General features: G+C 72.6%; 19 protein-coding genes and 1 riboswitch. Of the genes, 12 read left to right on the top strand and 7 right to left on the bottom strand.

The annotated features are described in order from the left end of the window. Window position 1: 1 nt before the first annotated feature. The 3 genes from OG730_RS28750 to OG730_RS28740 form a co-directional block, all read right to left on the bottom strand. Window positions 2-586, bottom strand: coding sequence for a hypothetical protein (locus tag OG730_RS28750; RefSeq protein ID WP_327306948.1), 585 nt, complete (start codon window positions 584-586; stop codon window positions 2-4). A 153-nt stretch (window positions 587-739) separates the two neighbouring features. Then, window positions 740-973 carry a ferredoxin gene (locus tag OG730_RS28745; RefSeq protein ID WP_327306947.1) on the bottom strand — a complete coding sequence of 78 codons (234 nt, stop codon included), beginning with the start codon at window positions 971-973 and terminating at the stop codon, window positions 740-742. Then, window positions 973-2,451 (bottom strand): aldehyde dehydrogenase, encoded by a 1,479-nt coding sequence (locus OG730_RS28740; protein ID WP_327306946.1) that lies wholly within the window; start codon window positions 2,449-2,451, stop codon window positions 973-975. The genes OG730_RS28745 and OG730_RS28740 overlap by 1 nt, the downstream gene beginning before the upstream one ends. 265 nt (window positions 2,452-2,716) lie before the next feature. Here OG730_RS28740 and OG730_RS28735 point away from each other — a divergent pair, with 265 nt between their 5' ends. The 7 genes from OG730_RS28735 to OG730_RS28700 all read left to right on the top strand — a co-directional run bounded on the left by OG730_RS28735 (window position 2,717) and on the right by OG730_RS28700 (window position 10,941). Beyond that, the gene (locus OG730_RS28735; protein WP_327306945.1) at window positions 2,717-3,781 is read left to right on the top strand and encodes a Strvi_7410 family MBL fold metallo-hydrolase; all 1,065 of its coding nucleotides are present in this window, start codon (window positions 2,717-2,719) and stop codon (window positions 3,779-3,781) included. A 31-nt stretch (window positions 3,782-3,812) separates the two neighbouring features. After that, window positions 3,813-3,924, top strand: a riboswitch (cobalamin riboswitch). Window positions 3,925-4,082: 158 nt separating this feature from the next. Continuing rightward, entirely contained in the window at window positions 4,083-5,339 is a 1,257-nt protein-coding gene (locus OG730_RS28730) for an SCO2321 family membrane protein (RefSeq protein WP_327306944.1), read from the top strand. Further along, window positions 5,339-6,019, top strand: coding sequence for an SCO2322 family protein (locus OG730_RS28725; protein WP_442815041.1), 681 nt, complete (start codon window positions 5,339-5,341; stop codon window positions 6,017-6,019). Before OG730_RS28730 ends, OG730_RS28725 begins: the two co-directional genes overlap by 1 nt. Before the next feature lie 251 nt (window positions 6,020-6,270). Next, on the top strand, window positions 6,271-7,395 hold the full coding sequence (locus tag OG730_RS28715) for an energy-coupling factor transporter transmembrane component T (RefSeq protein ID WP_327309460.1): 1,125 nt from the start codon (window positions 6,271-6,273) through the stop codon (window positions 7,393-7,395). 7 nt (window positions 7,396-7,402) lie between these two features. Continuing rightward, window positions 7,403-9,328, top strand: coding sequence for an ATP-binding cassette domain-containing protein (locus tag OG730_RS28710; protein WP_327306943.1), 1,926 nt, complete (start codon window positions 7,403-7,405; stop codon window positions 9,326-9,328). Further along, window positions 9,325-10,173, top strand: a complete 849-nt coding sequence (locus OG730_RS28705; RefSeq protein WP_327306942.1) for an ECF transporter S component — start codon at window positions 9,325-9,327, stop codon at window positions 10,171-10,173. The genes OG730_RS28710 and OG730_RS28705 overlap by 4 nt, the downstream gene beginning before the upstream one ends. Before the next feature lie 363 nt (window positions 10,174-10,536). Further along, complete coding sequence (locus tag OG730_RS28700) at window positions 10,537-10,941, top strand: aggregation-promoting factor C-terminal-like domain-containing protein (RefSeq protein WP_327302285.1); 405 nt, start codon at window positions 10,537-10,539, stop codon at window positions 10,939-10,941. 141 nt (window positions 10,942-11,082) lie between these two features. Here the strand turns inward: OG730_RS28700 and OG730_RS28695 are convergent, their stop codons facing one another. After that, complete coding sequence (locus OG730_RS28695; RefSeq protein ID WP_327306941.1) at window positions 11,083-12,252, bottom strand: steroid 3-ketoacyl-CoA thiolase; 1,170 nt, start codon at window positions 12,250-12,252, stop codon at window positions 11,083-11,085. A 275-nt stretch (window positions 12,253-12,527) separates the two neighbouring features. On the opposite strand from OG730_RS28695, the gene OG730_RS28690 reads away from it, so the two are divergent. After that, window positions 12,528-13,772: a cytochrome P450 gene (locus tag OG730_RS28690; RefSeq protein ID WP_327306940.1), complete on the top strand. Its 1,245-nt coding sequence runs from the start codon at window positions 12,528-12,530 to the stop codon at window positions 13,770-13,772. 158 nt (window positions 13,773-13,930) lie between these two features. Continuing rightward, window positions 13,931-14,281: a DUF6193 family natural product biosynthesis protein gene (locus tag OG730_RS28685; RefSeq protein ID WP_327306939.1), complete on the top strand. Its 351-nt coding sequence runs from the start codon at window positions 13,931-13,933 to the stop codon at window positions 14,279-14,281. Window positions 14,282-14,706: 425 nt separating this feature from the next. Here the strand turns inward: OG730_RS28685 and OG730_RS28680 are convergent, their stop codons facing one another. Next, on the bottom strand, window positions 14,707-16,665 hold the full coding sequence (locus OG730_RS28680; RefSeq protein WP_327306938.1) for a bifunctional glycosyltransferase 87/phosphatase PAP2 family protein: 1,959 nt from the start codon (window positions 16,663-16,665) through the stop codon (window positions 14,707-14,709). Window positions 16,666-16,886: 221 nt separating this feature from the next. Here OG730_RS28680 and OG730_RS28675 point away from each other — a divergent pair, with 221 nt between their 5' ends. Next, window positions 16,887-17,291, top strand: a complete 405-nt coding sequence (locus OG730_RS28675) for an antibiotic biosynthesis monooxygenase family protein (RefSeq protein WP_327306937.1) — start codon at window positions 16,887-16,889, stop codon at window positions 17,289-17,291. Window positions 17,292-17,382: 91 nt separating this feature from the next. On the opposite strand, the gene OG730_RS28670 is transcribed toward OG730_RS28675, so the two are convergent. Further along, window positions 17,383-17,778, bottom strand: coding sequence for a nuclear transport factor 2 family protein (locus OG730_RS28670; RefSeq protein WP_327306936.1), 396 nt, complete (start codon window positions 17,776-17,778; stop codon window positions 17,383-17,385). Window positions 17,779-17,883: 105 nt separating this feature from the next. On the opposite strand from OG730_RS28670, the gene OG730_RS28665 reads away from it, so the two are divergent. After that, window positions 17,884-18,471 carry a GNAT family N-acetyltransferase gene (locus tag OG730_RS28665; RefSeq protein WP_327306935.1) on the top strand — a complete coding sequence of 196 codons (588 nt, stop codon included), beginning with the start codon at window positions 17,884-17,886 and terminating at the stop codon, window positions 18,469-18,471. 21 nt (window positions 18,472-18,492) lie between these two features. Here the strand turns inward: OG730_RS28665 and OG730_RS28660 are convergent, their stop codons facing one another. Next, window positions 18,493-20,553, bottom strand: coding sequence for an MDR family MFS transporter (locus OG730_RS28660; RefSeq protein ID WP_327306934.1), 2,061 nt, complete (start codon window positions 20,551-20,553; stop codon window positions 18,493-18,495). A gap of 200 nt (window positions 20,554-20,753) precedes the next feature. Here OG730_RS28660 and OG730_RS28655 point away from each other — a divergent pair, with 200 nt between their 5' ends. Continuing rightward, window positions 20,754-22,070, top strand: a complete 1,317-nt coding sequence (locus tag OG730_RS28655) for a peptidoglycan-binding protein (RefSeq protein ID WP_327306933.1) — start codon at window positions 20,754-20,756, stop codon at window positions 22,068-22,070. Window positions 22,071-22,130: the final 60 nt, after the last annotated feature.

Below are 22,130 nucleotides of genomic sequence, written 5' to 3'. Positions count from 1 at the left end.
CCTAACCGGCCATGTCGCGGAGAGGCCCCTCCCACTGCTCGTCGCAGGACGAGGTCCGGTGGGACGCGACCAGTCCGAAGCGCGCCGGACCGCTCGGCATCTCGTTGAAGACGGTGAGGCGCCAGCGGCCCTTGGACAGCGACACCATCGGGACCGGGTCGTCTCGGATATCCGTGATGTCCCACCCCCGGTCGACCAGTGCGCCCGAGACCTCGTGCACCGTTTCACCGGTGACCGTCTGGTAGCTGCTCCACGCGGCCGCACAGGCACCGAAGGCTTCGGCCACCAGGCTGTCCTCGGCGAGGTCCGACGGGAGGCGCAGCGCGGACGCCACGGCCGTGTAGTCCGCCAGCACCATCTCGCGCGTGGGATCCGGTCCGTCGTTCCCGGTTCCCCGTTCACCCACCAAATGCCCGGGGAACAACTGGCTGCCCAGGGCCAGGACCCCCACACCAACGGCTGCGGCGGCAACCCATTTGACCCAGCCGTACCTGCGGACCTTCGCCGCTTCGACCGGTTCGATCCATGCCCATCCAGCCCGTTCGGCCGGTTCGCCGTCCGCCGCGAGCTCATCGGTCCCGCTCACGCCCATCCCCCCATGCGCCGGATCCGACCGGGGTCCGACCCCTGGCCGTCGCAGCAGTTTCACACGCCCCGACAGGTGGGAGGGAGCGGAATTGCAGGGCCAGGGGCCCGGGGCCGGAAACCGTTCCCCGGCCCCGGCCCCCCGGCGGTCCCCTCACTCCTCCGGCGGGAACACCGCCTCGCCGGTGCCCAGCAGGGCGATCGTGATCGCCTCGACCGGGCAGCCCTCCGCCGCCGCGAGCACCGGCTCGCTCGCGTCCGTCTCGGCCGCCCGCGGATGCGACTGCCGCGCGGAGTCGAGGGCGAAGCCCTCGGGGGCGTGGTTCACGCACATGCCCGAGCCGATGCAGACCCCCCGGTCCACCTCGACGTGCCAGCGGTCACCCATCACGCACCGGCCGCGGGGGGTACGTACCCTGCCGGGAGGTGGATCATCTTGTGCTCCAGGTACTCGCCCAGCCCCTCCGGGCCGAACTCCCGCCCGACGCCGCTGTTCTTGTAGCCGCCGAACGGCCCGAGCATGTCCAGGCTGAAGGTGTTCACGTTGAAGGTGCCGGTGCGCACCTGCCGCGCGAAGTCGATGCCGTGTTCCACGTCGCCGGTCCAGACGCTGCCGCTGAGCCCGAACTCCGAGTCGTTGGCGATGCGTATGGCCTCCGTCTCGTCCCCGTACGGGATCAGGCAGACGACCGGGCCGAAGATCTCCTCGCGGGCGATCCGCATCGAGTTGTCGACGTCTCCGAAGAGGGTCGGCTCCACGTACCAGCCCTGGTCCAGGTCCGAGCCGGCCGGACGTCCGCCGCCGGAGAGGACCTTGGCGCCCTCCTCCTGGCCGATCCGGATGTAGTCGAGCGAGCGCTGCTGCTGCCGCCTGGCCACCAGCGGGCCGAGCTGCGTCGCGGGGTCCATCGGGTCGCCGACGACCAGCGCGGAGGCCGCGGCGGCGAGCGCCTCGGCGATCTCCTCGTAGCGGCTGCGCGGGGCGAGGACGCGGGTCTGGGCCACGCAGGCCTGGCCGTTGTTCATCCAGGCCGCGGGGACGATCCCGGCGATGGCGGTGTCGAGGTCGGCGTCCGGGAGGATGACGGCCGCGGACTTGCCGCCGAGTTCGAGGGTCACGCGGGTGAGGTTCTTCGAGGCGACCTCCATGACCCGCCGGCCGGCGGGCACGGAGCCGGTGAAGGCGACCTTGTCCACGTCCGGGTGGCCGACGAGGTACTCGCTGACCTCGCGGTCGGCGGGCAGGATCGACAGCACGCCCTCGGGCAGCCCGGCCTCGCGGGCGATGTCGGCGAGGATGTAGGAGTCGAGGACCGCCTCCGGGGACGGCTTGAGGATCACCGTGCAGCCGGTGAGCAGCGCGGGCGCCAGCTTGGCGGCGGCCACGAACTGCGGGACGTTCCACGGGATGACGGCGGCGACCACACCGACGGCTTCGCGCCGGACGAGGATCGGGCCGAGGACGCCCTGGCGGAACTCCTCGTAGGGGTAGTCGCGCGCGACGGTGATCGCGGCGTCGTAGACCATCATCGGGCCGAGGGCCTGGGCGAGGATGCTCCAGGAGTACGGGGACCCGTTCTGGGAGCTGATCGAGCGGGCGATCTCCTCGTGCCGGACGGCTATGGCGTCCTTGATCCTGGTCACCACCGCGATCCGCTCTTCGAGCGTGGTGCGCGGCCAGGGGCCCTCGTCGAAGGCCTTGCGGGCCACGGCGACGGCCCGGTCGACGTCGGCCTTCGAGGCGTGCGGGACGCTGCCGATGACCTGCCCGGTGTGGGGCGAGACGACCTTGATCGTGTCGGAGCCCAGCGGATCCGTCCACTCACCGCCGATGAACAGTTTTCCGTGTTCCACGAGCTCGGTCATGGCTGATGCCTCCTGCGGCTTGGCGTTCCAGAACTGATACCAGTTCTAGTTCTAGGAGTCCACGGAGCTGACCGAACCGCCCGCGCATCGGCGCACACTCGACAGCCCGAAGATCCAACGACTAGTCAGGAACCGGTATAAGTGGTCGACTTGGGCGACTAATGCAACACGTTCTCGTTAGACCTGTTCCCGTTGGACCTGTTCCCGTTAGACCTGTTCCCGTTGAACTCCCGTTGGACCTGTTCCCGTTAGAGCGGAGCCCCTGATGTCAGAGGACACCCCGGACGTGGCACCTCACGTCACCGATCACGGCGGCGGCGTGTGGGGCATCAAAGTCCCCATCCCCGACAATCCGCTCGGCCACACCCTCGTCCACGTCCTCGACACCGACCGCGGCCCGGTCCTCATCGACACCGGCTGGGACGACCCCGCGTCCTGGGACACCCTCGTCGCCGGCCTCGGCGCCCTCTCCATCGCCGTCGCCGACGTGCACGGCGTGGTCATCACCCACCACCACCCCGACCACCACGGCCTGTCCGGCCAGGTCCGCGAGGCCTCCGGCGCCTGGATCGCCATGCACGCCGCCGACACCGAGATCGTGGTGCGGACCCGGTCCTCCGAACCCGGAGTCTGGTTCGACTACATGGCCGAGAAGCTGGCCACCTCCGGAGCCCCCGAACAGCACATCGCCCCGCTGCGCGCCGCCCGCGCGAGCGGCCGCATGAGCACCCTCCCGGGACTGCGGGCCGCCGTCCCCGACCGGGAGATCGTGCCCGCCGAACTGCTGCCGCTGGCCGGCCGCCGGCTGCGGGCGGTCTGGACCCCCGGGCACACCCCCGGCCACGTCTGCCTGCACCTGGAGGAGAAGCACCCGCGGAACCTCCCCGGCAACGGCCGCCTCTTCTCCGGCGACCACCTGCTGCCCGGGATCTCCCCGCACATCGGCCTCTACGAGGACCCCTCCTCCGAGCAGGTCACCGACCCCCTCGGCGACTACCTCGACTCCCTCGAACGCATCGGCCGCCTCCAGCCGGCGGAGGTGCTCCCGGCCCACCAGTACGCCTTCACCGACGCACAGGGCCGCGTACGGGAACTCCTGGAGCACCACGAGGAGCGGCTGACGGGGCTGCGCGCGCTGCTCGCCGCCGAGCCGCTGACCCCGTGGGCGCTGGCGGAGCGGATGGAGTGGAACCGGCCCTGGGAGCAGATCCCGTACGGCTCCCGCAACATCGCCGTCTCGGAAGCGGAAGCCCACCTGCGGCGCCTGGTGAAACAGGGCCGCGCGGAGGCGGTGCCGGGCAGCGACCCCGTGACGTACCGCGCCGTGTAAGGGGTGCGGGTGGGCGGCGCCACCCGGCCCCGGGGCTACGGGCCGGTAGAGTATGGGCGTCGTCCACACTTCCGTACGGGGGGAAGCCGGTGCGAATCCGGCGCTGACCCGCAACCGTGACCCGCCCGGCCAGCTTCGGGGCGGGGAGCCGGATTGCCCCGTGCGTGAGGTGCGCGGCTCGTGCCGCCGGGTCCTCCGGCGGCCGGCACCGTCGAGGTAAACGGAGCCGGAGCCCGGTACCAGCCTCCGCCGCTGTGCTGCCTGCCTCCGGGTCCCCAGCACGAGAGGCACCCGCCCCGCCATGAACGTCCGTCGCAGCGCCGCCACGCTCGCCGCTTCCGCCGTGCTCTGCGTGGGCGCGGCCCCCGCGGCCCTCGCCGATGTCGCCACGCCGTCCCCGGCACCCGTCGTCCCCTCCGGGCTCTTCGGCAAGAACGATCCGACGTACGACGGGGTGTGGCGGCAGTCCTTCGCGCTGCTCGCCCAGCACACGGTGGGCCTGAAGCCCGCACGGCAGGCCGTGGACTGGCTCGTCGGCCAGCAGTGCGCCGACGGCGGCTTCGCCTCCTTCCGCGCGGACCCGGCAGCCGCGTGCGACGCGAAGCTGATGCTCGACACGAACGCCACCGCGGTGGCCGTGCAGGCGCTGAAGGCGCTCGGCGGCCAGGACGCTGTGGTCAAGAAGGGCACGGACTGGCTGAAGTCCGTCCAGAACGCGGACGGCGGCTGGGCCTACGTCCCCGGCTCCCCCAGCGAGGCCAGCTCCACCGCCGTGGTGATCAGCGCGCTGGCCGCGGCGGGCGAGAAGCCGGCCGAGGTCAAGTCGAAGGCCGGCAAGTCCGCGTACGAGGGGCTGCTCGCCTTCCAGCTCGGCTGCTCGTCCGAGCCGGCCGCCGACCGGGGGGCCTTCGCCTACCAGGCGACGGCCGACGGCAAGCTCCCCGCCAACGCCGACGCGACGGCCGCCGCCGTACTGGCCGGCCTCGGCCAGGGCGCACTCGTCTCGCCCCCGTCCGCTACGGGCACCCCCGCGGCGGCCCTCGCCTGCCCGGCGACCGCCGGTGACCCGGCGGCGGCGGCCCAGGGCGCGGCCGGATACCTGGCCCAGGCCCTGAAGAAGGACGGCCACCTGACCGCCCTCACCCCGGGCGCCGACCAGCCGACCCCGGACACCGGCAACACCGCCGACGCGGTGATCGCCCTGGCCGCGGCCGGGCACAAGCAGTCCGCGGCGGGCGCCCTGGAGTGGCTGAAGACCAACTCCGCCGAGTGGTCCAAGGGCAACCCGGCCGGCCTCGGCACCCTGATCCTGGCCGCGCACGCGACGGGCACCGACCCGAAGGCCTTCGGCGGCACCGACCTGGTCGCGGCGCTGAACGCGACGGGCCCGGCGCCGCAGAACGCCTCCGCGAAGGCGTCGGAGCAGCCGGCGGAGAAGAAGGACAAGGAGAAGGACTCCGGCGGCGGCAACGTCTGGTGGATGATCCTCGCGGGCGCCGCGGCCGGCATGGGCATCGGCATCGTGCTGAGCGGCCGCCGGAAGAAGAACCAGCTCTGATGCGCGGACGCCGCCCGTCGCTGCCGGCCCTCGTCACCGGCATCGTCCTGACCCTGGCCATGACCGTGCTGGCCGCGTCCCCCGCCCTGGCCTCGACCTACCGCTACTGGTCGTTCTGGGACGGCGCGGGCGGCACCTGGGCGTACGCCACCCAGGGCCCCTCCTCACTGCGTCCGGCGGACGGCTCCGTGCAGGGCTTCCACTTCGTGGTCAGCAAGGACGCGGCCGATCAGGCCGCCCCGCCGCGCGCGGACGCCGACTTCGCGGCCATCTGCTCGGCCACCGCCCCGGTGGCGGGCAAGAAGCGGATCGCGCTGGTCGTCGACTTCGGCACGCCCGCCGAGGCGCAGGCGGGCGAGACCCCGCCGCAGGACGCCCCGCGGACGGCGTGCGCGCAGGTCGGCCCGGACGCCACGACGGCCGAGGCACTGGCGGAGGTGGCGAAGCCGCTGCGCTACAACAGCGCGGCACTGCTGTGCGCGATCTCGGGCTACCCGAAGCAGGGCTGCGGCGAACCGGTGGCGGACTCGGCCGCCGGCACGGCGACCGCCCCGGCCAAGCCGGCCGCCGAGTCCGACGGCAGCGGCGGCCCGTCGGCGGGCCTCTTCGCGGGCATCGCGGCGGTGGCCGCCCTGGCCGCGGCCGCCTTCTGGCAGTCCCGCCGCCGCCGCACCCGATGACGGACGGTCCCGAGGCGAAGGGCGTGGGGCCCGTGGGGCCCGTGGGGCCCGCGAACGGCGGGCCGGTCGCCGACGGCGGGCAACCGCCCACCAGGGCCACCCGCACCCGCACCCGCCCGTCTTCCCGCACGGGTGGTGCGGGTGGATACCCGGCCCAGCCGCAGGCCGCGCGCACCCACCACGGCGCGGCACCCGAAGTCCCGACCCCGCCCCACCCGAATGCCCCCGGCCGGGCAACCGGGAGCCCGCGGGTGCCGACGTACAAGAAATGGCACGCCCCCGAGGCCACGCGGAGCAACGCCCTGCACGCGGGTGCCTGGTGGCTGTGGGCCCTCGGGCTCGCCACCGCCGCCTCCCGCACCACCAACCCGCTCCTGCTCGGCCTGATCATCGGCGTCACCGGGTACGTGGTCGCGGCCCGCCGCACCGATGCCCCCTGGGCCCGGTCCTACGGGGCGTTCGTCAAGCTCGGCCTCTTCGTCATCGGCCTGCGCGTCCTCTTCTCCGTGCTCCTCGGCTCCCCCATCCCCGGCACGCACCTCCTCCTCACCCTCCCCGAGATCCCGCTCCCGGCCTGGGCGCGGGGCGTCCGGTTCGGTGGCCGGGTCACCGCCGAGCAGCTCGTCTTCGCCTTCTACGAGGGAGCGAAGCTGGCCACGCTCCTCATCTGCGTCGGCGCCGCCAATGCCCTCGCGAACCCGGCGCGGCTGCTGAAATCACTGCCCGCGGCGCTGTACGAGGTCGGCGTCTCCGTGGTCGTCGCGATGACCTTCGCGCCGAACATGGTCGCGGACGTGGTCCGGCTCCGTACGGCCCGTCGCCTGCGCGGCCGCCCCACGGGCGGGATCAAGGCGATCCTCCAGATCGGCCTGCCGGTCCTGGAGGGCGCCCTCGAACGTTCCGTGGCCATCGCCGCCTCAATGGACGCGCGGGGCTACGGCCGCACCGCGCACGTTCCCGCCGCCGTCCGCCACACCACCAACGTGCTCACGCTCGGCGGGCTGCTCGGCATGTGCGCGGGTACGTACGGGCTGCTGGCGGCGGAGGGCGCCGAGTACGGCCTGGTCCTCCTCCTCGTCTCCCTCGCCCTGGCCCTGGCCGGGCTGCGCCTGGGCGGCCGCCGGTCGATCCGGACCCGGTACCGGCCGGACCGGTGGGGCGTACGGGCCTGGCTGGTCGCCGGGTCGGGCGCGGCGGTCGCGGCGCTGCTGATCCGCGCCGCGTCCGTGGACCCGGCGGCCCTGCGGCCGGGCGTCGTCCCCCTCGTCGTCCCGACCCTCCCCCTCTGGCCGGCGGCGGCGATCCTGATCGGCCTCCTCCCGGCCCTGGTGGCCCCGCTCCCCCCGGCACCCCCCTCTCCCCCGAAGGAGGCGTAAGACCCCCGTGATCCATTTCGAGGACGTATCGGTGACGTACGAGGGCGCGAGCGCCCCCTCCCTCTCCCATGCCGACTTCACGCTCCCGGAAGGCGAGCTGACCCTCCTGGTCGGCCCCTCCGGCGTCGGCAAGTCCACCCTCCTCGGGGCGGTCTCGGGCCTGGTCCCGCACTTCACCGGGGGCACCCTCAAGGGCCGGGTCACGGTCGCCGGCCGCGACACCCGCACGCACCCGCCGCGGGAACTCGCGGACGTGGTCGGCACGGTCGGCCAGGACCCGCTGGCCCACTTCGTGACGGACGTCGTCGAGGACGAGCTCGCCTACGGCATGGAATCCCTGGGCCTCGCGCCCTCGGTCATGCGCCGCCGCGTCGAGGAAACCCTCGACCTGCTCGGCCTGAACGAACTCCGCGACCGCCCCATCGCCACCCTCTCCGGCGGCCAGCAGCAACGGGTGGCGATCGGTTCGGTCCTGACCCCGCACCCCCGTGTCCTCGTCCTGGACGAGCCGACATCGGCCCTCGACCCGGCGGCGGCGGAGGAGGTCCTGGCCGTCCTGCAACGCCTGGTCCACGACCTGGGGACGACCGTCCTGATGGCGGAGCACCGCCTGGAACGGGTGGTCCAGTACGCCGACCGGGTCCTGCTCCTCCCCTCCCCGGGCGCACCCCCCGTCCTGGGCACCCCCGCCGACATCATGGCCGTCTCCCCGATCCACCCCCCGGTGGTGGCCCTGGGCCGCCTGGCCGGCTGGTCCCCCCTCCCCCTCTCCATCCGAGACGCCCGCCGCCAGTCCACCCCCCTACGGACCCGCCTGAACCAGACACCGCAGCCACACCCCACCCCGGCGGCCGGGACGGAACCCCGGGCGGGGTCGGGGGCGGAGCCCCCGGCGGGGTCCGGGGCGCAGCCCCGTAAGGGGTCCGGGGCGCAGCCCCGTAAGGGGTCCGGGGCGCAGCCCCGGGGAACGGGCGAAGGGTGGGTAGGGGACGGCCGCCCGCAGGGCCCCCGCCCCGGCCTGCTCGCCCGGCTGCGCCGCCACGGCCTCCGCACCCCCCGGCCACCGGCCCCGGCCCCGGCGGACCCCAACAAGACCACGGGGGCGACGGAGGCGACGGGGACGACGGGGACGACCCCGGCCACGGTCAAGGCCGTCTCCCTCCGCCGAGACCGCGCCGAAGTCCTCCGCGACATCAACCTCACCGTCGCGAAGGGCGAGACCATCGCCCTCATGGGCCGCAACGGCGCCGGAAAGTCCACCCTCCTCGCCACCCTCATCGGCACCCTGGAGCCCACCACCGGCCAGATCACGGTCAGCGGCCGCACCCCCCACCGCACGCCGCCCTCCGAGATGGTGACCCGCGTCGGCCTCGTCCCCCAGGAGCCCCGCGACCTCCTCTACGCCGACACCGTCGCCGCCGAGTGCACCGCCGCCGACCACGACGCCGGCCAGGCGCCCGGCACCTGCCGTGCCCTGGTCGCCGCGCTCCTCCCCGACGTCCCCGACGACACCCACCCGCGCGACCTGTCCGAGGGCCAGCGCCTGGCCCTCGCCCTGGCGCTGGTCCTGACCGGCCGCCCGGCCCTCCTGCTCCTGGACGAGCCGACCCGCGGACTGGACTACGCCGCCAAGGCCCGTCTCGTGGAGATCCTGCGCGGGCTGGCCGCCGAGGGCCACGCCGTCGTCCTGGCCACCCACGACGTGGAGCTCGCCGCGGAACTGGCCCACCGCGTGGTGATCCTGGCCGGCGGCGAGATCGTCGCGGACGGCCCGACCGCCGAGGTCGTGGTCTCCTCCCCCGCCTTCGCCCCGCAGGTGGCCAAGATCCTGGCCCCGGGCCACTGGCTCACGGTCTCCCAGGTCGAGGCGGCCCTCTCGCCCAGAGCGCCCGGATCGCCCAGAGCGCCCGGATCGCCCGGAGCATCCTCATGAGCACCCCCCGCTCCCGCCCCCTCCGCATCGGCCCCCGCGCCGCCACCGCCCTGGCCCTCGTCACCCTCATCGGTCTCGCCGGCTTCGGCTGGCCGCTCCTCGCCGACCGCCAGTCCGGTTTCGCCCATGCCCAGGACGCCCCCTGGCTCTTCGCGGCCCTGCTCCCCCTCCTGGTCGGTGTGGTCGTCGCGACCATCTCCGACGACGGGATGGACGCCAAAGCCGTCGCCATGCTCGGCGTACTGGCCGCGGTCGGGGCCGCGCTGCGCCCGCTCGGCGCCGGTACGGCCGGCCTGGAGCCCATGTTCTTCCTGATGGTGCTGAGCGGCCGGGTCCTCGGGCCGGGCTTCGGATTCGTGCTGGGCGCGGTGACGATGTTCGCGTCGGCCCTGCTCACGGGCGGTGTCGGGCCGTGGATGCCGTTCCAGATGCTGGCGATGGGCTGGTTCTCGCTGGGCGCCGGGCTGCTGCCGGGTGCGGACCGGATCCGGGGGCGGGCCGAGCTGGCGATGCTCGCGCTGTACGGGTTCCTCGGCTCCTTCGCGTACGGCACGATCATGAACCTGCAGGGCTGGATCATCCTGCAGGGCATGGACCAGGGCATCTCCTTCCACCCCGGGCAGCCGGTCGCGGCGAACCTCGCGCGCTTCCTGTCGTACTGCCTGGTGACCTCGCTGGGCTGGGACCTGGGCCGGGCCGCGCTGACCGTCGTACTGACGCTCACGCTCGGCGCGACCCTGCTGAAGGCATTGCGGCGGGCCACTCGGAAAGCGGCGTTCGACGCCCCCGTGACCTTCGATCCGGGGCCGGATCAACCCGCCCGCCTTCCCCCGAAGGGGACATGACCGGCCACGGAGGGTGAGATCCGACGTTTCCGGCGGTGACCCGCCCCACAGGACCTAGGTCACATACGAGGCGGGATAGTAGTCCTTAAACGTCCCTTAGCCACCCCCACCCGTGGGCCCTCACCAGCGGTGATGCCCACCCGCCCCGCAGGGGGCCGTTGCGCCCCGGCTGCGAGGGCCACTAGTAAGAGGGGGCGTTGCCAGCCGCCCCGGACCCCCGTAGAACTGGATGAGTCGCAGGGCGGACGGAGGTCCCCCGGATCCCCGCTCCCGCCGACGATCCCCTCTCCTTCACGTGAGTGGCTCACGCATGCTCCGGCATGTCCGCTGCGGCAGTCCTTGTCCCCGTCGAAAGGTCCGTCCGTGTCCAACGTCGTCATCCGCCGCATCGCCGCTTCGAAGAAGACCCTCGCGGGTACCGTCCTCGCCCTGGGTGTCGCCGGTTCCATGCTGGCCGCGGTTCCCGCGCAGGCCGCCCCGATGAGTGCCAAGGCGATCGCCCAGCAGATGATCAAGGACCCGGCTCAGTTCGCGGCGTTCAACAACATCGTTTCCCGTGAGAGCGGCTGGGACCACACCGCCACGAACTCCTCCTCGGGCGCCTACGGCCTGGTCCAGGCCCTGCCGGCCTCGAAGATGGCCTCGGCTGGCTCGGACTGGAAGACCAACCCGGCCACCCAGATCAAGTGGGGCCTGGACTACATGAACTCCCGCTACGGCAGCCCCGCCGGCGCCTGGACCTTCTGGCAGAACCACCACTGGTACTAAACCACCAGCGGCAGCAGACGAAGAGCAAGAACAGCGAGAGCAGCACATGCGAAGGCCCCGGCGGCCGACCTCCCCAGGTCCGGCCACCGGGGCCTTCGCGATCCCATCCCACTGGGTCCAAAGGCGGCGCAGCAGTGCCTGCTACAGCCGCTGGATGATGGTGCCGGTCGCCAGCGCCCCGCCCGCGCACATGGTGATCAGCGCGAACTCCTTGTCCCGGCGTTCCAGCTCGTGCAGTGCGGTGGTGATCAGCCGGGCCCCGGTCGCACCGACGGGGTGACCGATGGCGATGCCGCCGCCGTTGACGTTGACCTTCTCCAGGTCCTGGTCGAAGACCTGGGCCCAGCTGAGGACGACGGAGGCGAAGGCCTCGTTGATCTCCACGAGGTCGATGTCCTTCAGCGACATCCCGGCCTTGCCCAGCACGGCCCGGGTCGCGTCGATCGGCCCGTCCAGGTGGAAGTGCGGGTCGGAGCCGACCAGCGTCTGGGCGACGATCCGGGCGCGCGGCCGCAGCTTGAGCGCGCGGGCCATCTTGCGCGAGGCCCACATCACGGCGGCGGCCCCGTCGGATATCTGGGAGGAGTTCCCCGCGGTGTGCACGGCGGTCGGCATGACCGGCTTGAGCCGGGCCAGGCCCTCCATGGAGGTGTCGCGCAGGCCCTCGTCGCGGTCGACGAGCCGCCACATGCCCTGACCGGCGGCCTGCTCGGCCTCGGTGGTGGGCACCTGCACGGCGAAGGTCTCGCGCTTGAACCGCTCCTCGGCCCACGCGGCGGCGGCCCGCTCCTGGGACAGGACGCCGAGGCGGTCCACGTCCTCGCGGGTCAGGCCCCTGCGGCGGGCGATGCGTTCGGCGGCCTCGAACTGGTTCGGGAGGTCGACGTTCCACTCGTCCGGGAAGGGCTTGCCCGGGCCGTGCTTGGAGCCGGAGCCGAGCGGGACGCGGGTCATGGCCTCGACCCCGCAGGCGATGCCGATGTCCATGACACCGCTGGAGATCATGTTGGCGACCATGTGGTTGGCCTGCTGGGAGCTGCCGCACTGACAGTCCACGGTGGTCGCGGCGGTCTCGTACGGGAGGCCCATGGCCAGCCAGGCGTTGCGGGCCGGGTTCATCGACTGCTCGCCGGCGTGGGTGACGGTGCCGCCGACGATCTGCTCCACGCAGTCGGGCTGGATTCCGGTGCGGGCGAGGAGCTCGCGGTAGGTCTCGCCGAGAAGGTAGGCGGGGTGAAGATTGGCGAGCGCGCCCCCGCGCTTGCCGATCGGGGTGCGTACGGCTTCGACGATGACGGGTTCCGCGGCCATGAGCTCGTCCTCTCCTGCTCCTGCGTAGCGCACAGCGCGCATCGGCTAGCGCGCCTCAGCTGACGGGCGGGCCGTCCCGGCGCCCCACCCGAACTAGTACGCGTTCTAGTTCTCCCCGCAGTCTTATGACCAGAACACCCGGTACGCAAGGGTCTTGCACGCGGCTTACACGGATTCCACACGCAACAGTTGGCGCGGGGCCCCTTGTCACTTCTAGAACTCGTTACTACCTTCAAGCCAACTTCTGATGGGCCGTCAGACTTTGGAGTCGCCCGATGACCTGCCCCGCGCTGCCCGAAGGCTTCGACGCCACCGACCCGGACGTGCTCCAAGACCGGGTCCCCTACCCCGAGTTCGCGCAGTTGCGGCAGACCGCACCCGTGTGGTGGTGCCCGCAGCCGCGGGGCGTCACCGGCTTCGACGACGAGGGCTACTGGGCCGTCACCCGGCACGCGGACGTCAAGTACATCTCCACGCACCCGGAGCTGTTCTCCTCGACCACGAACACGGCGATCATCCGCTTCAACGAGCACATCCAGCGTGATGCGATAGATGCCCAGCGGCTGATCATGTTGAACATGGATCCGCCGGAACACACCCGCGTACGCCAGATCGTGCAGCGCGGCTTCACCCCGCGGGCCATCCGCGGGCTGGAGGACGCCCTGCGCGACCGGGCCCGCAAGATCGTCGCGGAGGCCCTGGCGGCCTCGGCCGACGGCAGCTTCGACTTCGTCACCCAGGTCGCGTGCGAGCTGCCGCTCCAGGCCATCGCCGAGCTGATCGGCGTACCGCAGGAGGACCGGTCCCGGATCTTCGACTGGTCGAACAAGATGATCGCGTACGACGACCCGGAGTACGCGATCACCGCCGAGGTCGGCGGCAACGCGGCGGCGGAGATCATCGGCTACTCGATGAACCTGGCGGCGGAGCGCAAGGAGTGTCCGGCCAAGGACATCGTCACGCAGCTCGTGGCCGCCGAGGGCCAGGGCAACCTGGGCTCCGACGAGTTCGGCTTCTTCGTCCTCCTGCTGGCCGTCGCGGGCAACGAGACCACCCGCAACGCCATCAGCCACGGCATGCACGCCTTCCTCACCCACCCCGAGCAGTGGGAGCTGTACAAGGCGACCCGGCCCTCGACCGCCGCCGAGGAGATCGTCCGCTGGGCCACCCCCGTGGTCTCCTTCCAGCGCACCGCCACCCAGGACACCGAACTGGGCGGGCAGAAGATCAAGGCGGGCGACCGCGTCGGCATGTTCTACTCCTCCGCCAACCACGACCCCGAGGTCTTCGAGAACCCCGACGCCTTCGACATCACCCGCGACCCGAACCCCCACCTGGGCTTCGGCGGCGGCGGCCCGCACTTCTGCCTCGGCAAGTCGCTGGCCATCATGGAGATCGACCTGATGTTCAACGCCCTGGCCGACGCCCTGCCCGACCTGCGCCTCGTCGGCGAGGGTCCGCGCCGGCTCCGCGCGGCCTGGCTGAACGGCATCAAGGAACTCCGGGTCAGCCACGGCTGACGGTCACCGCTGACCCGTGATCCAGGACGGCAGGGGCCTCACCTCCCACGCCCGGCCCCTGCCGTCCCTCGGTTGTTACTCGCGGGTCACCGTTCGTTACCGTCTCGCTGCCTGCGAGATCATTGCCTTGGCCCCGAACCGGCCCCCAGACTGCCCGGATGAACCTCGATGACCCCAGCGCGAGACGTTGGCAGCGGCTGCCCACGACGTGGCAGCGGATGGTCGATCTCGGCGATGGGTCCGAGCCCATGAGCCAGGGGGTCCTGGCCCTCATCGAGGCCGCCCGCGAGGAGCCGGAACTACGCCGGCTCTACCCGTACACCAGCCACTTCACGCTGTGGTTCAGCGCCTCCGCGGGCCACCCCTTCGCCGTGACCGCCCCGGCAGTGGAACCCCTCCCCGACGGCCGCTTCCGCGTCCGCGGCCCCCGCCAAACCACGGTCCTGGGCGAAGCCGACACGGCCCGGGCGGCGATAGCCCTGGTCGTGGCCAACCTCCCGGCCGAATAGCCCGGCTGCCCCCACTCAGCCGAACCCAGCCCCTTCCCGGCCGAACCCAGCCCCTTCCCGGCCGAACCCAGCCCGCTCCGGGCCGATCCCAACCCGCTCCCGGCCGAACCCAACCCACCCCGGGCCGATCCCAACCCACCCCGGCCCAATCCAGCCCCTCCGGCGTTTGAGGAGCGGGGGTCCGGGGGCTGGCCCCCCGCAACGGCGCCGCACGCGGCAACGGGTCCGGGCGGAGCCCGGGGAACGGGCGAAGGGCGGGTAGGGGACAGCCCCGCAGGGCCCGGCCCCCCTCCATGCACGCCCCCCGAGTGGCGGAAGCCACCCCGCGGGCGGATCCTGACAGAACGCGGCGATCCATCGCGAAGGGGTGCCGGGGCGGGCTGCTACACCGCCCCGGCACCCCTTCGTCGTAGCCGCACGGCAGGCTAGGCCCGAGTCCGCTCCGCGGACCCCGCGGACCCCGCGGACCCCGCCCCGACCCGCTCGGGCCGCCGCGGCCGCGGTACGGAAACCCCCGCCGGCACGGCATCCCCCCGAGGACCGGACAGCACGTAGACGAGCCCGAACCCGGCTCCGACGACCACCGCGCCGCCGACCGCGTCAAGCACCCAGTGGTTGGCGGTCGCGACGATCGCGCACACAGTGATCGTCGGATGCAGCGCGCCGAGCAGCTTCTGCCACCGCTTCGGCGCGATCATCACGATCACGATCCCGCACCACAGCGACCACCCGAAGTGCAGCGAGGGCATCGCCGCGTACTGGTTGGAGATCGCGGTCATGGCCCCGTAGCTCGGGTTCGCCAGATCCTGCACCCCGTGCACGGTGTCCACGAAACCCAGCCCGGGCATCAGCCGCGGCGGCGCCAGCGGATACAGCCAGAAGCCTATGAGCGCCAGCACGGTGGCCAGGCCCAGCGAGGCCCGCGCCCAGCGGTAGTCCTTGGGGCGGCGCCAGTACAGGACGGCGAGTATCGCCAGTGGGACCACGAAGTGGAAGGAGGTGTAGTAGAAGTTGAAGAACGCCTCCAGCCAGGGCGCCCCGACGACCGCGTGGTTCACCGCGTGCTCGATGTCGATGCCGAGCGCCTTCTCGATCCCGTGGATCTGGCTGCCGTTGCCCTCCGCGAGGGTGCGGCTGGTGGGGGCGGCGGCCCGGATGTGCGAGTAGAGCGAGTACCCGACCCGTATCAGGAGCAGTTCCAGCAACAGGTTCGGACGCGACAGCACCCGCCGCCAGAACGGCAGCAGCGGCACCCGCGCCCACCGCGCGGGCGCGGGCCGGCCGTAGGCCGTGGGGACCGGCTCGCGCCAGTGCGGGGAGGAGCGCGGCAGGAACGGCACCGCGCAGGCCGCCGCGAGGGCCGCGAGCAGCAGCACGTTGTCCCGTACGGGGGCCAGCGCGACCAGGTTGGGCAGCAGCACGTCGCTCGGCAGGGTCATGGCGAGGACCACGGCCACCGGCCACACGGGCCGGTCGGCGGCCCGCTTGCCGACCTTGCCCGCGACCGCGAGCAGCACCCACAGCAGCTGGTGGCGCCAGCCCGTCGGGGACACGGCGACGGCCACGCAGCCGGTGATCGCGACAGCGAGCAGCAGCTGGCCGTCGCGCGCGTAGCGGGCGGCGCGGCGCAGGCCGATCCAGACGATCGGGGCCGCGAGGGCGACGTAGAGGAGGATCTCACCGGGGCCGGAGAGGCCCAGGCGCAGCAGCGCGCCGTGCACGGACTGGTTGGCGAGGCCGTCGGGTGCGCCGCCGAGGCCGGTGCCGGCCAGGTGCTGGACCCAGTACGTCCACGAGTCGCTGGGCAGGGCCGCCCAGGACAGCGCGGTGGCACCGGCGAAGGCCAGGGCCGCCGAGCGGGCGGTGGTCCGGCGTCCGGACAGCCACAGCAGCGGAGCGAAGAGCAACAGTGCGGGCTGGAGCGCCGCGGCCAGGCCGATCAGGAACCCGGAGGGTCGCTCGCTCGGGACCCGGAACACGGCGAGGAGCACCAGCAGCACCGGCAGCACGGCGGTCTGCCCGGGCAGCGCGGCCTCGCGGACGGGCAGCGAGACCATCATCAGCGCGACCAGCACGGGCGCGGCGAGCAGCGCGGTGCGCCGGGGCACGGGGTCGGGCAGGGCGCGCGCGGCGACCAGCCCGACGGCGGCGACCAGCAACAGGGTCACGCAGGTCCAGGCCACCTCCAGCGAGGGCGCGGCGAGGCCCAGGAGCGGCTTCAGGACCAGCCCCGCGAAGGGGGTCCCGGTGAACTGGCCGTTCGTGTAGAGCGAGCCCGGCAGGCTGCCCGGGAGGTGGAAGCCGCTGAGCCACTCGCCCGGTGGCACGCGCAGCACGACCGCGGCCTGCCTGACGGCGAGCAGCAGGGCCAGCGCCCACAGCATGAGGCGTGCCGCCCCGAGTCTTCCGCCGCTACCGCCTATGACCCCGGCATGTCCGTTCGCACCACTGTGCTCCGCCGCGTTAGCCACGCCTCGCCGGCCTCCCGCCCTGTTGACTGCAACCCTGACTTCGCCTGGCTGCCGCGTTTCGTACTGCGTTTCATCCCGCGTGCTTCATTTACCGGGACGACGATATCCCCCGCGCGATACCTAGGATGGCGGGCATGAGCATCGTGAAGATCAACGCCCTCACCGTCCCGGACGAACAGCGCGAGGTTCTGGAGCAGCGGTTCGCCTCCCGCGCCGGCTCCGTGGAGAACTCGGACGGCTTCGAATGGTTCGAGCTGCTGCGGCCCGTCGAGGGCACCGACCAGTATCTCGTGTACACGCGGTGGCGTTCCGAGGAGGACTTCCAGGCGTGGATGGAGGGGCCCATGAAGGCGGCCCACCAGGGCGGCGGCGCGGGCGGTGCCGGTGGCGGCGCGGGCGGTGCCGGTGGCGGCGCGGGCGGTGCCGGTGGCGGCGCGGGCGGCGGCGGTGGCGGCGCGGAGCGGCCGAAGCCTGCTGCCACGGGCTCGTCGGTATGGTCGTTCGAGGTCGTGCAGCAGGCGGCGCCGAAGCAGGGCTGACACAGGTCCGACGGGTCTGGCACAGGCCTGACGCGGTGAGAGGGGCCCGGAGCCAAGGCTGGCTCCGGGCCCCTCTCACCGCGTGTCCGGCTCAGGCCCAGAAGGCTTCCATCTCGCCGATGTCCTCGATGCAGACGTCGAGGTCGCTGATCTTCCCCCCGACGATCGTGAAGAAGATGCCCTCGTGGATCTCGATCCCGCGGTCTCCGCGATCGGCGCGCGTTGTGTGGAAACTCATGACGTGGCCACGGCCGTCCGCGAGCAGTTTGTCCAAGTGGAGCCGCATGGTGCCGTGCGTCTCCTCGCCCATCCGGCGATAGAGGTCGAGGACGGCTTCCCGCCCCTTGTGGTGCCCGGAGATGGGACTGCCGCCGGGGACGTGCTGGATGACGTCGGCCGTCATCATCGTGCTCAGCTTCTCCATGGCGCCCTGGCCGAATGCCTCGTAGCCGCGGCGGATCAGGGCACAGTCAGGATGCTCCGACATGACGGTCACGCCTTTCGTGCGTACGGTTTGACCCTTTTCCTATCATCGGCCCGGCCCTGTGGATATTCCAGCGCGGGCGGCCGGAGACGGCTCCACAATGACGTCATGACCAGCAGAGAGACGCTCCCCACGACGGCACCCACGACTCCACCCACGACCACGACGTCGCCCGCGCCCACACCCGCGGCGCCTCCCATCACCCCGCCCGCGGGCGGGACCTGGCAGGTCACCGCGGAGCCGTTCACCACCCCGGACGCCACGCTGCTGCGCCGCGCGTACTACGCGGAGGTCGCCGGCCGGTACTGGCGGCGGTCCGTCACCGAGGCCGAGATCGACCAGGGCCTCCTGGACTTCCCGGACGACGATCTCGCGGCGCCGACGGGCCGGTTCCTGGTCGGCAGACTCGACGGCCGGCCCCTCGCCTGCGGCGGGATACGCCTCCTGGACCCCGTCACCGCCGAGCTCACCCGGGTGTACGTGGACCCGCGCGCCCGCGGTACGGGTGGCGGGGCGGCACTGCTCCGGGTCCTGGAGGACGCGGGCCGCGCGCTGGGCGCCGAGCGGGTCCGGCTGGACACCCGGTCCGACCTGGTGGAGGCCCGCGCGTTGTACGCGCGCCACGGGTACGCGGAGATACCCGCGTACAGCTCCGGCCCTTACGCCGAGCACTGGTTCGAGAAGCGCCTGGCCTGACCGTTCACCCGGCTCGGCGGTTCACCTGGCGGAGTGGTCCCGGCGGGGCAAGGTCTCGTAGGGCTCCTCGTCGACGGAACCGCAGAGCTCCGAGTTGATCTCGGCGACCAGCTCGGACAGGTCGGTGGGGCGGTCCGCGGTCCACCAGTCGCCGAGCAGCTCGGCGAGCGACTCCTCCCGCGCGGCGGACAGCTTCAGCGCGCTCTCGCGCCCCTTGGCCGTCAGGACCAGCGGCAGGCCGTCGCGGACGGCGAGCCCCCGCCCCTCGATCTGGCGGCCCGCGTCCGTGATGGCCCGCAGCGGCACCATGGTCCTCTCGGCCAGCACGGCCGGGTCCGCGCTGCCGTACTTGTTGATCCGCAGCAGCAGCCAGCTGGCGGCGGGCAGCAGGTCGTAGCCGGCCTTCTCGGTGATCTTCTCGTAGACGTGCTTGCGGCCCTGGAGGGTTCCGAGCGTCGTCAGGGCGCGGGCGACCTCCTCCCGCGAGGAGCGGTGGACGGGGTTGGAGGCCAGGGTCTCGGTGACGTCGGGAGCCGTCACCGAGGCACGCAGCTTGTCCTCCTTGAGGAACCAGGCCACGACGAAGGCGACCAGCACCACGGGCGCCGCGTAGAGGAAGACGTCGGTGATGGAGGTGGCGTAGGCGTCGAGCACGCGCGGTCGCAGAGCCGCGGGGAGGGCGCCGATGGCGCGCGGGTCGGCCTCGAGCTTGCTCGTGTCCAGCCCCGGGGGCAGCGGGATCCCCTTGAGCGCACCGGCCAGCTTGTCGTCGAGCCGGTTGGTGAAGATCGTGCCGAAGATGGCGACGCCGAAGGAGGCGCCGATGGAGCGGAAGAAGGTGGCACCGGAGGTGGCGACGCCGAGGTCGGCGTAGCTGACGGAGTTCTGCACGACGAGGACGAGCACCTGCATGACCAGTCCGAGGCCGGCGCCGAAGACGAAGAAGTAGACGCTCATCTCCCAGGTGGAGCTGGTGCGCTCCAACTGGTGCAGGAGGAGCAGTCCGACCGCGGTCAGGGCCGTGCCCGCGATCGGGAAGACCTTCCAGCGTCCGGTGCGGCTGACGATCTGGCCGGACACGGTGGAGGTGATCAGCAGTCCGAGCACCATCGGCAGCATGTGGACGCCCGACATGGTCGGGGAGACGCCCTGGACCACCTGGAGGAAGGTCGGCAGGTAGACCATCGCTCCGAACATCGCGAAGCCGACGATGAAGCTGATCAGCGAGCAGAGGGTGAAGGTCCGGATCCCGAACAGCTTGAGCGGGAGCACGGGCTCCACGGCCCGCCGCTCGACGATGACGAAGGCGATCAGCAGGACGAGGCCGAGGGCGGCGAGCCCGAGGATCTCCGGGGAGCTCCAGCCCCAGGTGCCGCCGAGCGAGGCCACGAGCACCAGGCAGGTCGCGACGGAGGCGATGAGGAAGGTGCCGAGGTAGTCGATGGTGTGCTTCTCGGAACGCACCGGGATCTTCAGGGCCGCCGCGATGACGACGAGGGCGACGAGACCGATGGGGAGGTTGATGTAGAAGACCCAGCGCCACGACAGGTGGTCCACGAACAATCCGCCCAGCAGCGGACCCAGCACGCTGGTGGCTCCGAAGACCGCGCCGAAGAGCCCCTGGTACTTGCCGCGTTCGCGCGGCGGGACGATGTCCCCGACGATCGCCATCGACAGCACCATCAGACCGCCGCCGCCCAGTCCCTGGAGCGCGCGGAAGCCGATGAGCTGCGGCATGTTCTGTGCCAGGCCGCACAGGGCGGACCCGATCAGGAAGAGCACGATGGCGGACTGGAAGAGCTTCTTGCGCCCGTACTGGTCCCCGAGCTTGCCCCACAGCGGCGTGGCGGCCGTCGAGGCGAGCATGTAGGCGGTGACCACCCACGACAGGTGCGACATCCCGCCGAGATCACTGACGATCGTCGGCAGGGCCGTGGACACGATCGTCTGGTCGAGCGAGGAGATGAGCAGTCCCAGCAGCAGCGCGCCGATGGAGACGAGCACCTCACGTGAGGCGTGTTCGGCGCTGGGGCCGGATGTCCGCTTACGCGGGTCGGGCTCCGTGGTCACGTCCTGCACCATCGGCTCCTCCTCGGGCCTGATCGACTCCTCCATCCTGAGTGGTGTGTCCCGTTATGGCCTCTCGGGCGGGTTGGGCGGGTTACCGGGGGTCTGCATAATCGCAGGCAGCGGCCAGGGGAGGGATTCGAGTGAGCACTGAGCACTGTCCGGATTGCGGCACGACGGAAGGAGCCTGCGACTGCGCACGAGGCTTCCAACCCTTGCGCGTCCGCCCCTACGTCACCCACCCCGACCCGGCCGCTGCTCCGCCGTCACACACCGACCCGGTGGACGCCACGCCGCACCCGGGCCACACGGCCGACGCACAGCCCCGCAGCGACCGGGCAGGCAACGCTGGACACCCCGAATCGACCCACCCCGCCCCAGGAGGCGCCGCCGCGCGCCCCGGCCCGCCCCGCACCGAACCGGCAGGCCCCGCCGCACAGCCAGAGTCGGCCCACCCCGCCTCGGGACGCGCCGCCGCTCACCCCGGTTCGGCAGGCCCCGCTGCGTACCCCGCGCCGACGGGCAACCCGCCGCACCACCCCGGCGGGACGGCCGCCTTCTCGGCCTACCCCGGCTCGGGGCCCACCACGTCGTACCCCGGCCCGGCGGACGCCGCATCGTCGTACCCCGGCCCGGCGGACGCCGCATCGTCGTACCCCGGCCCGGCGGACGCCGCATCCTCGTACCCCGGCCCGGCCGGGCCGAACGGCACCCCGCCGCCGCCCAGCCCGCCCCGCGCCGCGCCGCTCCCGGCGGGGGCCGGGACTCCGGCGTACGGAACACCCGTAGCGTCGCTACCCGAAGAAACGATGCAGCTGCGCCCCGTCCCGGCGTACGGCCCCTCCGGGACGGCCGCGACCTACGGCGCATACGGGTCCCCCGAGGCCCACACGGAAAACCAGGCCGGCCCGGCCTACGGCACGCGCGGCATGGACCGTACGGGCGGGCCGTACCCGTCCAGACCCCCGCGGCGCCGCATACGCGCGCTCCCCGCCGCGGCGGCCGCCATCGTGCTGATCGGCGTGGCCGTCATCGCGCTGAGGGCCGCCTCGGACTCCGCCTCGCCGGAGGCCACCCTCGTCGACGCGAAGCCCTCCGCACCCCTGACCAGCCTCACCCAGGTCGCCCCGGCGCGGCCGGCCGAGAGCGTCGGCCCCTCGCCGTCGCCGTCCCCGTCGCCCTCCCCCAGCCCCTCCCGGTCGGCGTCCGCTTCGCCGTCCCCCTCCGCCTCCCCCACCCCGAGCCGTACGTCTTCCCCCTCGGCCGCCCCGTCGCCCACCCCGAGCCGGTCCTCTTCGCCGACCTCGCGCCCCCCGACACACGCGCCGACCCTCCAGTACGGGGATTCGGGCCCCGAGGTGGAGAAGCTCCAGCGCCTGCTGGCGGCGCAGGGCATCTACCACGGGAAGTACGACGGCCGGTACGGCAACCGCACGGAAGCGGCCGTATCGACCTTCCAGGCGTACAACGGCATCGACGAGGACCCTTGGGGCGTCTACGGTCCGGCGACCCGTCGCGCCTTGGAGGGATAGAACACACCGCATCGGGTGGCGAGCACCCCTCCGCGTTTTGTATTGTTCAGGAACAAAGTG

This window comes from Streptomyces sp. NBC_01298 (assembly GCF_035978755.1).
Lineage (GTDB): Bacteria > Actinomycetota > Actinomycetes > Streptomycetales > Streptomycetaceae > Streptomyces.
This window is presented reverse-complemented; position numbering and strand designations above follow the sequence as displayed.

Excerpts from the sequence above, each read along its gene's own strand:
- OG730_RS28695 (WP_327306941.1), bottom strand. The coding sequence starts at position 12,252 with ATGGCCGCGGAACCCGTCATCGTCGAAGCCGTACGCACCCCGATCGGC.
- OG730_RS28745 (WP_327306947.1), bottom strand. The coding sequence starts at position 973 with ATGGGTGACCGCTGGCACGTCGAGGTGGACCGGGGGGTCTGCATCGGC.
- OG730_RS28705 (WP_327306942.1), top strand. The coding sequence starts at position 9,325 with ATGAGCACCCCCCGCTCCCGCCCCCTCCGCATCGGCCCCCGCGCCGCC.
- OG730_RS28680 (WP_327306938.1), bottom strand. The coding sequence starts at position 16,665 with ATGCTGTGGGCGCTGGCCCTGCTGCTCGCCGTCAGGCAGGCCGCGGTC.
- OG730_RS28670 (WP_327306936.1), bottom strand. The coding sequence starts at position 17,778 with ATGTCGGAGCATCCTGACTGTGCCCTGATCCGCCGCGGCTACGAGGCA.
- OG730_RS28725 (WP_442815041.1), top strand. The coding sequence starts at position 5,339 with ATGCGCGGACGCCGCCCGTCGCTGCCGGCCCTCGTCACCGGCATCGTC.
- OG730_RS28740 (WP_327306946.1), bottom strand. The coding sequence starts at position 2,451 with ATGACCGAGCTCGTGGAACACGGAAAACTGTTCATCGGCGGTGAGTGG.
- OG730_RS28665 (WP_327306935.1), top strand. The coding sequence starts at position 17,884 with ATGACCAGCAGAGAGACGCTCCCCACGACGGCACCCACGACTCCACCC.
- OG730_RS28730 (WP_327306944.1), top strand. The coding sequence starts at position 4,083 with ATGAACGTCCGTCGCAGCGCCGCCACGCTCGCCGCTTCCGCCGTGCTC.
- OG730_RS28675 (WP_327306937.1), top strand. The coding sequence starts at position 16,887 with ATGAGCATCGTGAAGATCAACGCCCTCACCGTCCCGGACGAACAGCGC.
- OG730_RS28690 (WP_327306940.1), top strand. The coding sequence starts at position 12,528 with ATGACCTGCCCCGCGCTGCCCGAAGGCTTCGACGCCACCGACCCGGAC.
- OG730_RS28685 (WP_327306939.1), top strand. The coding sequence starts at position 13,931 with ATGAACCTCGATGACCCCAGCGCGAGACGTTGGCAGCGGCTGCCCACG.
- OG730_RS28660 (WP_327306934.1), bottom strand. The coding sequence starts at position 20,553 with ATGGTGCAGGACGTGACCACGGAGCCCGACCCGCGTAAGCGGACATCC.
- OG730_RS28735 (WP_327306945.1), top strand. The coding sequence starts at position 2,717 with ATGTCAGAGGACACCCCGGACGTGGCACCTCACGTCACCGATCACGGC.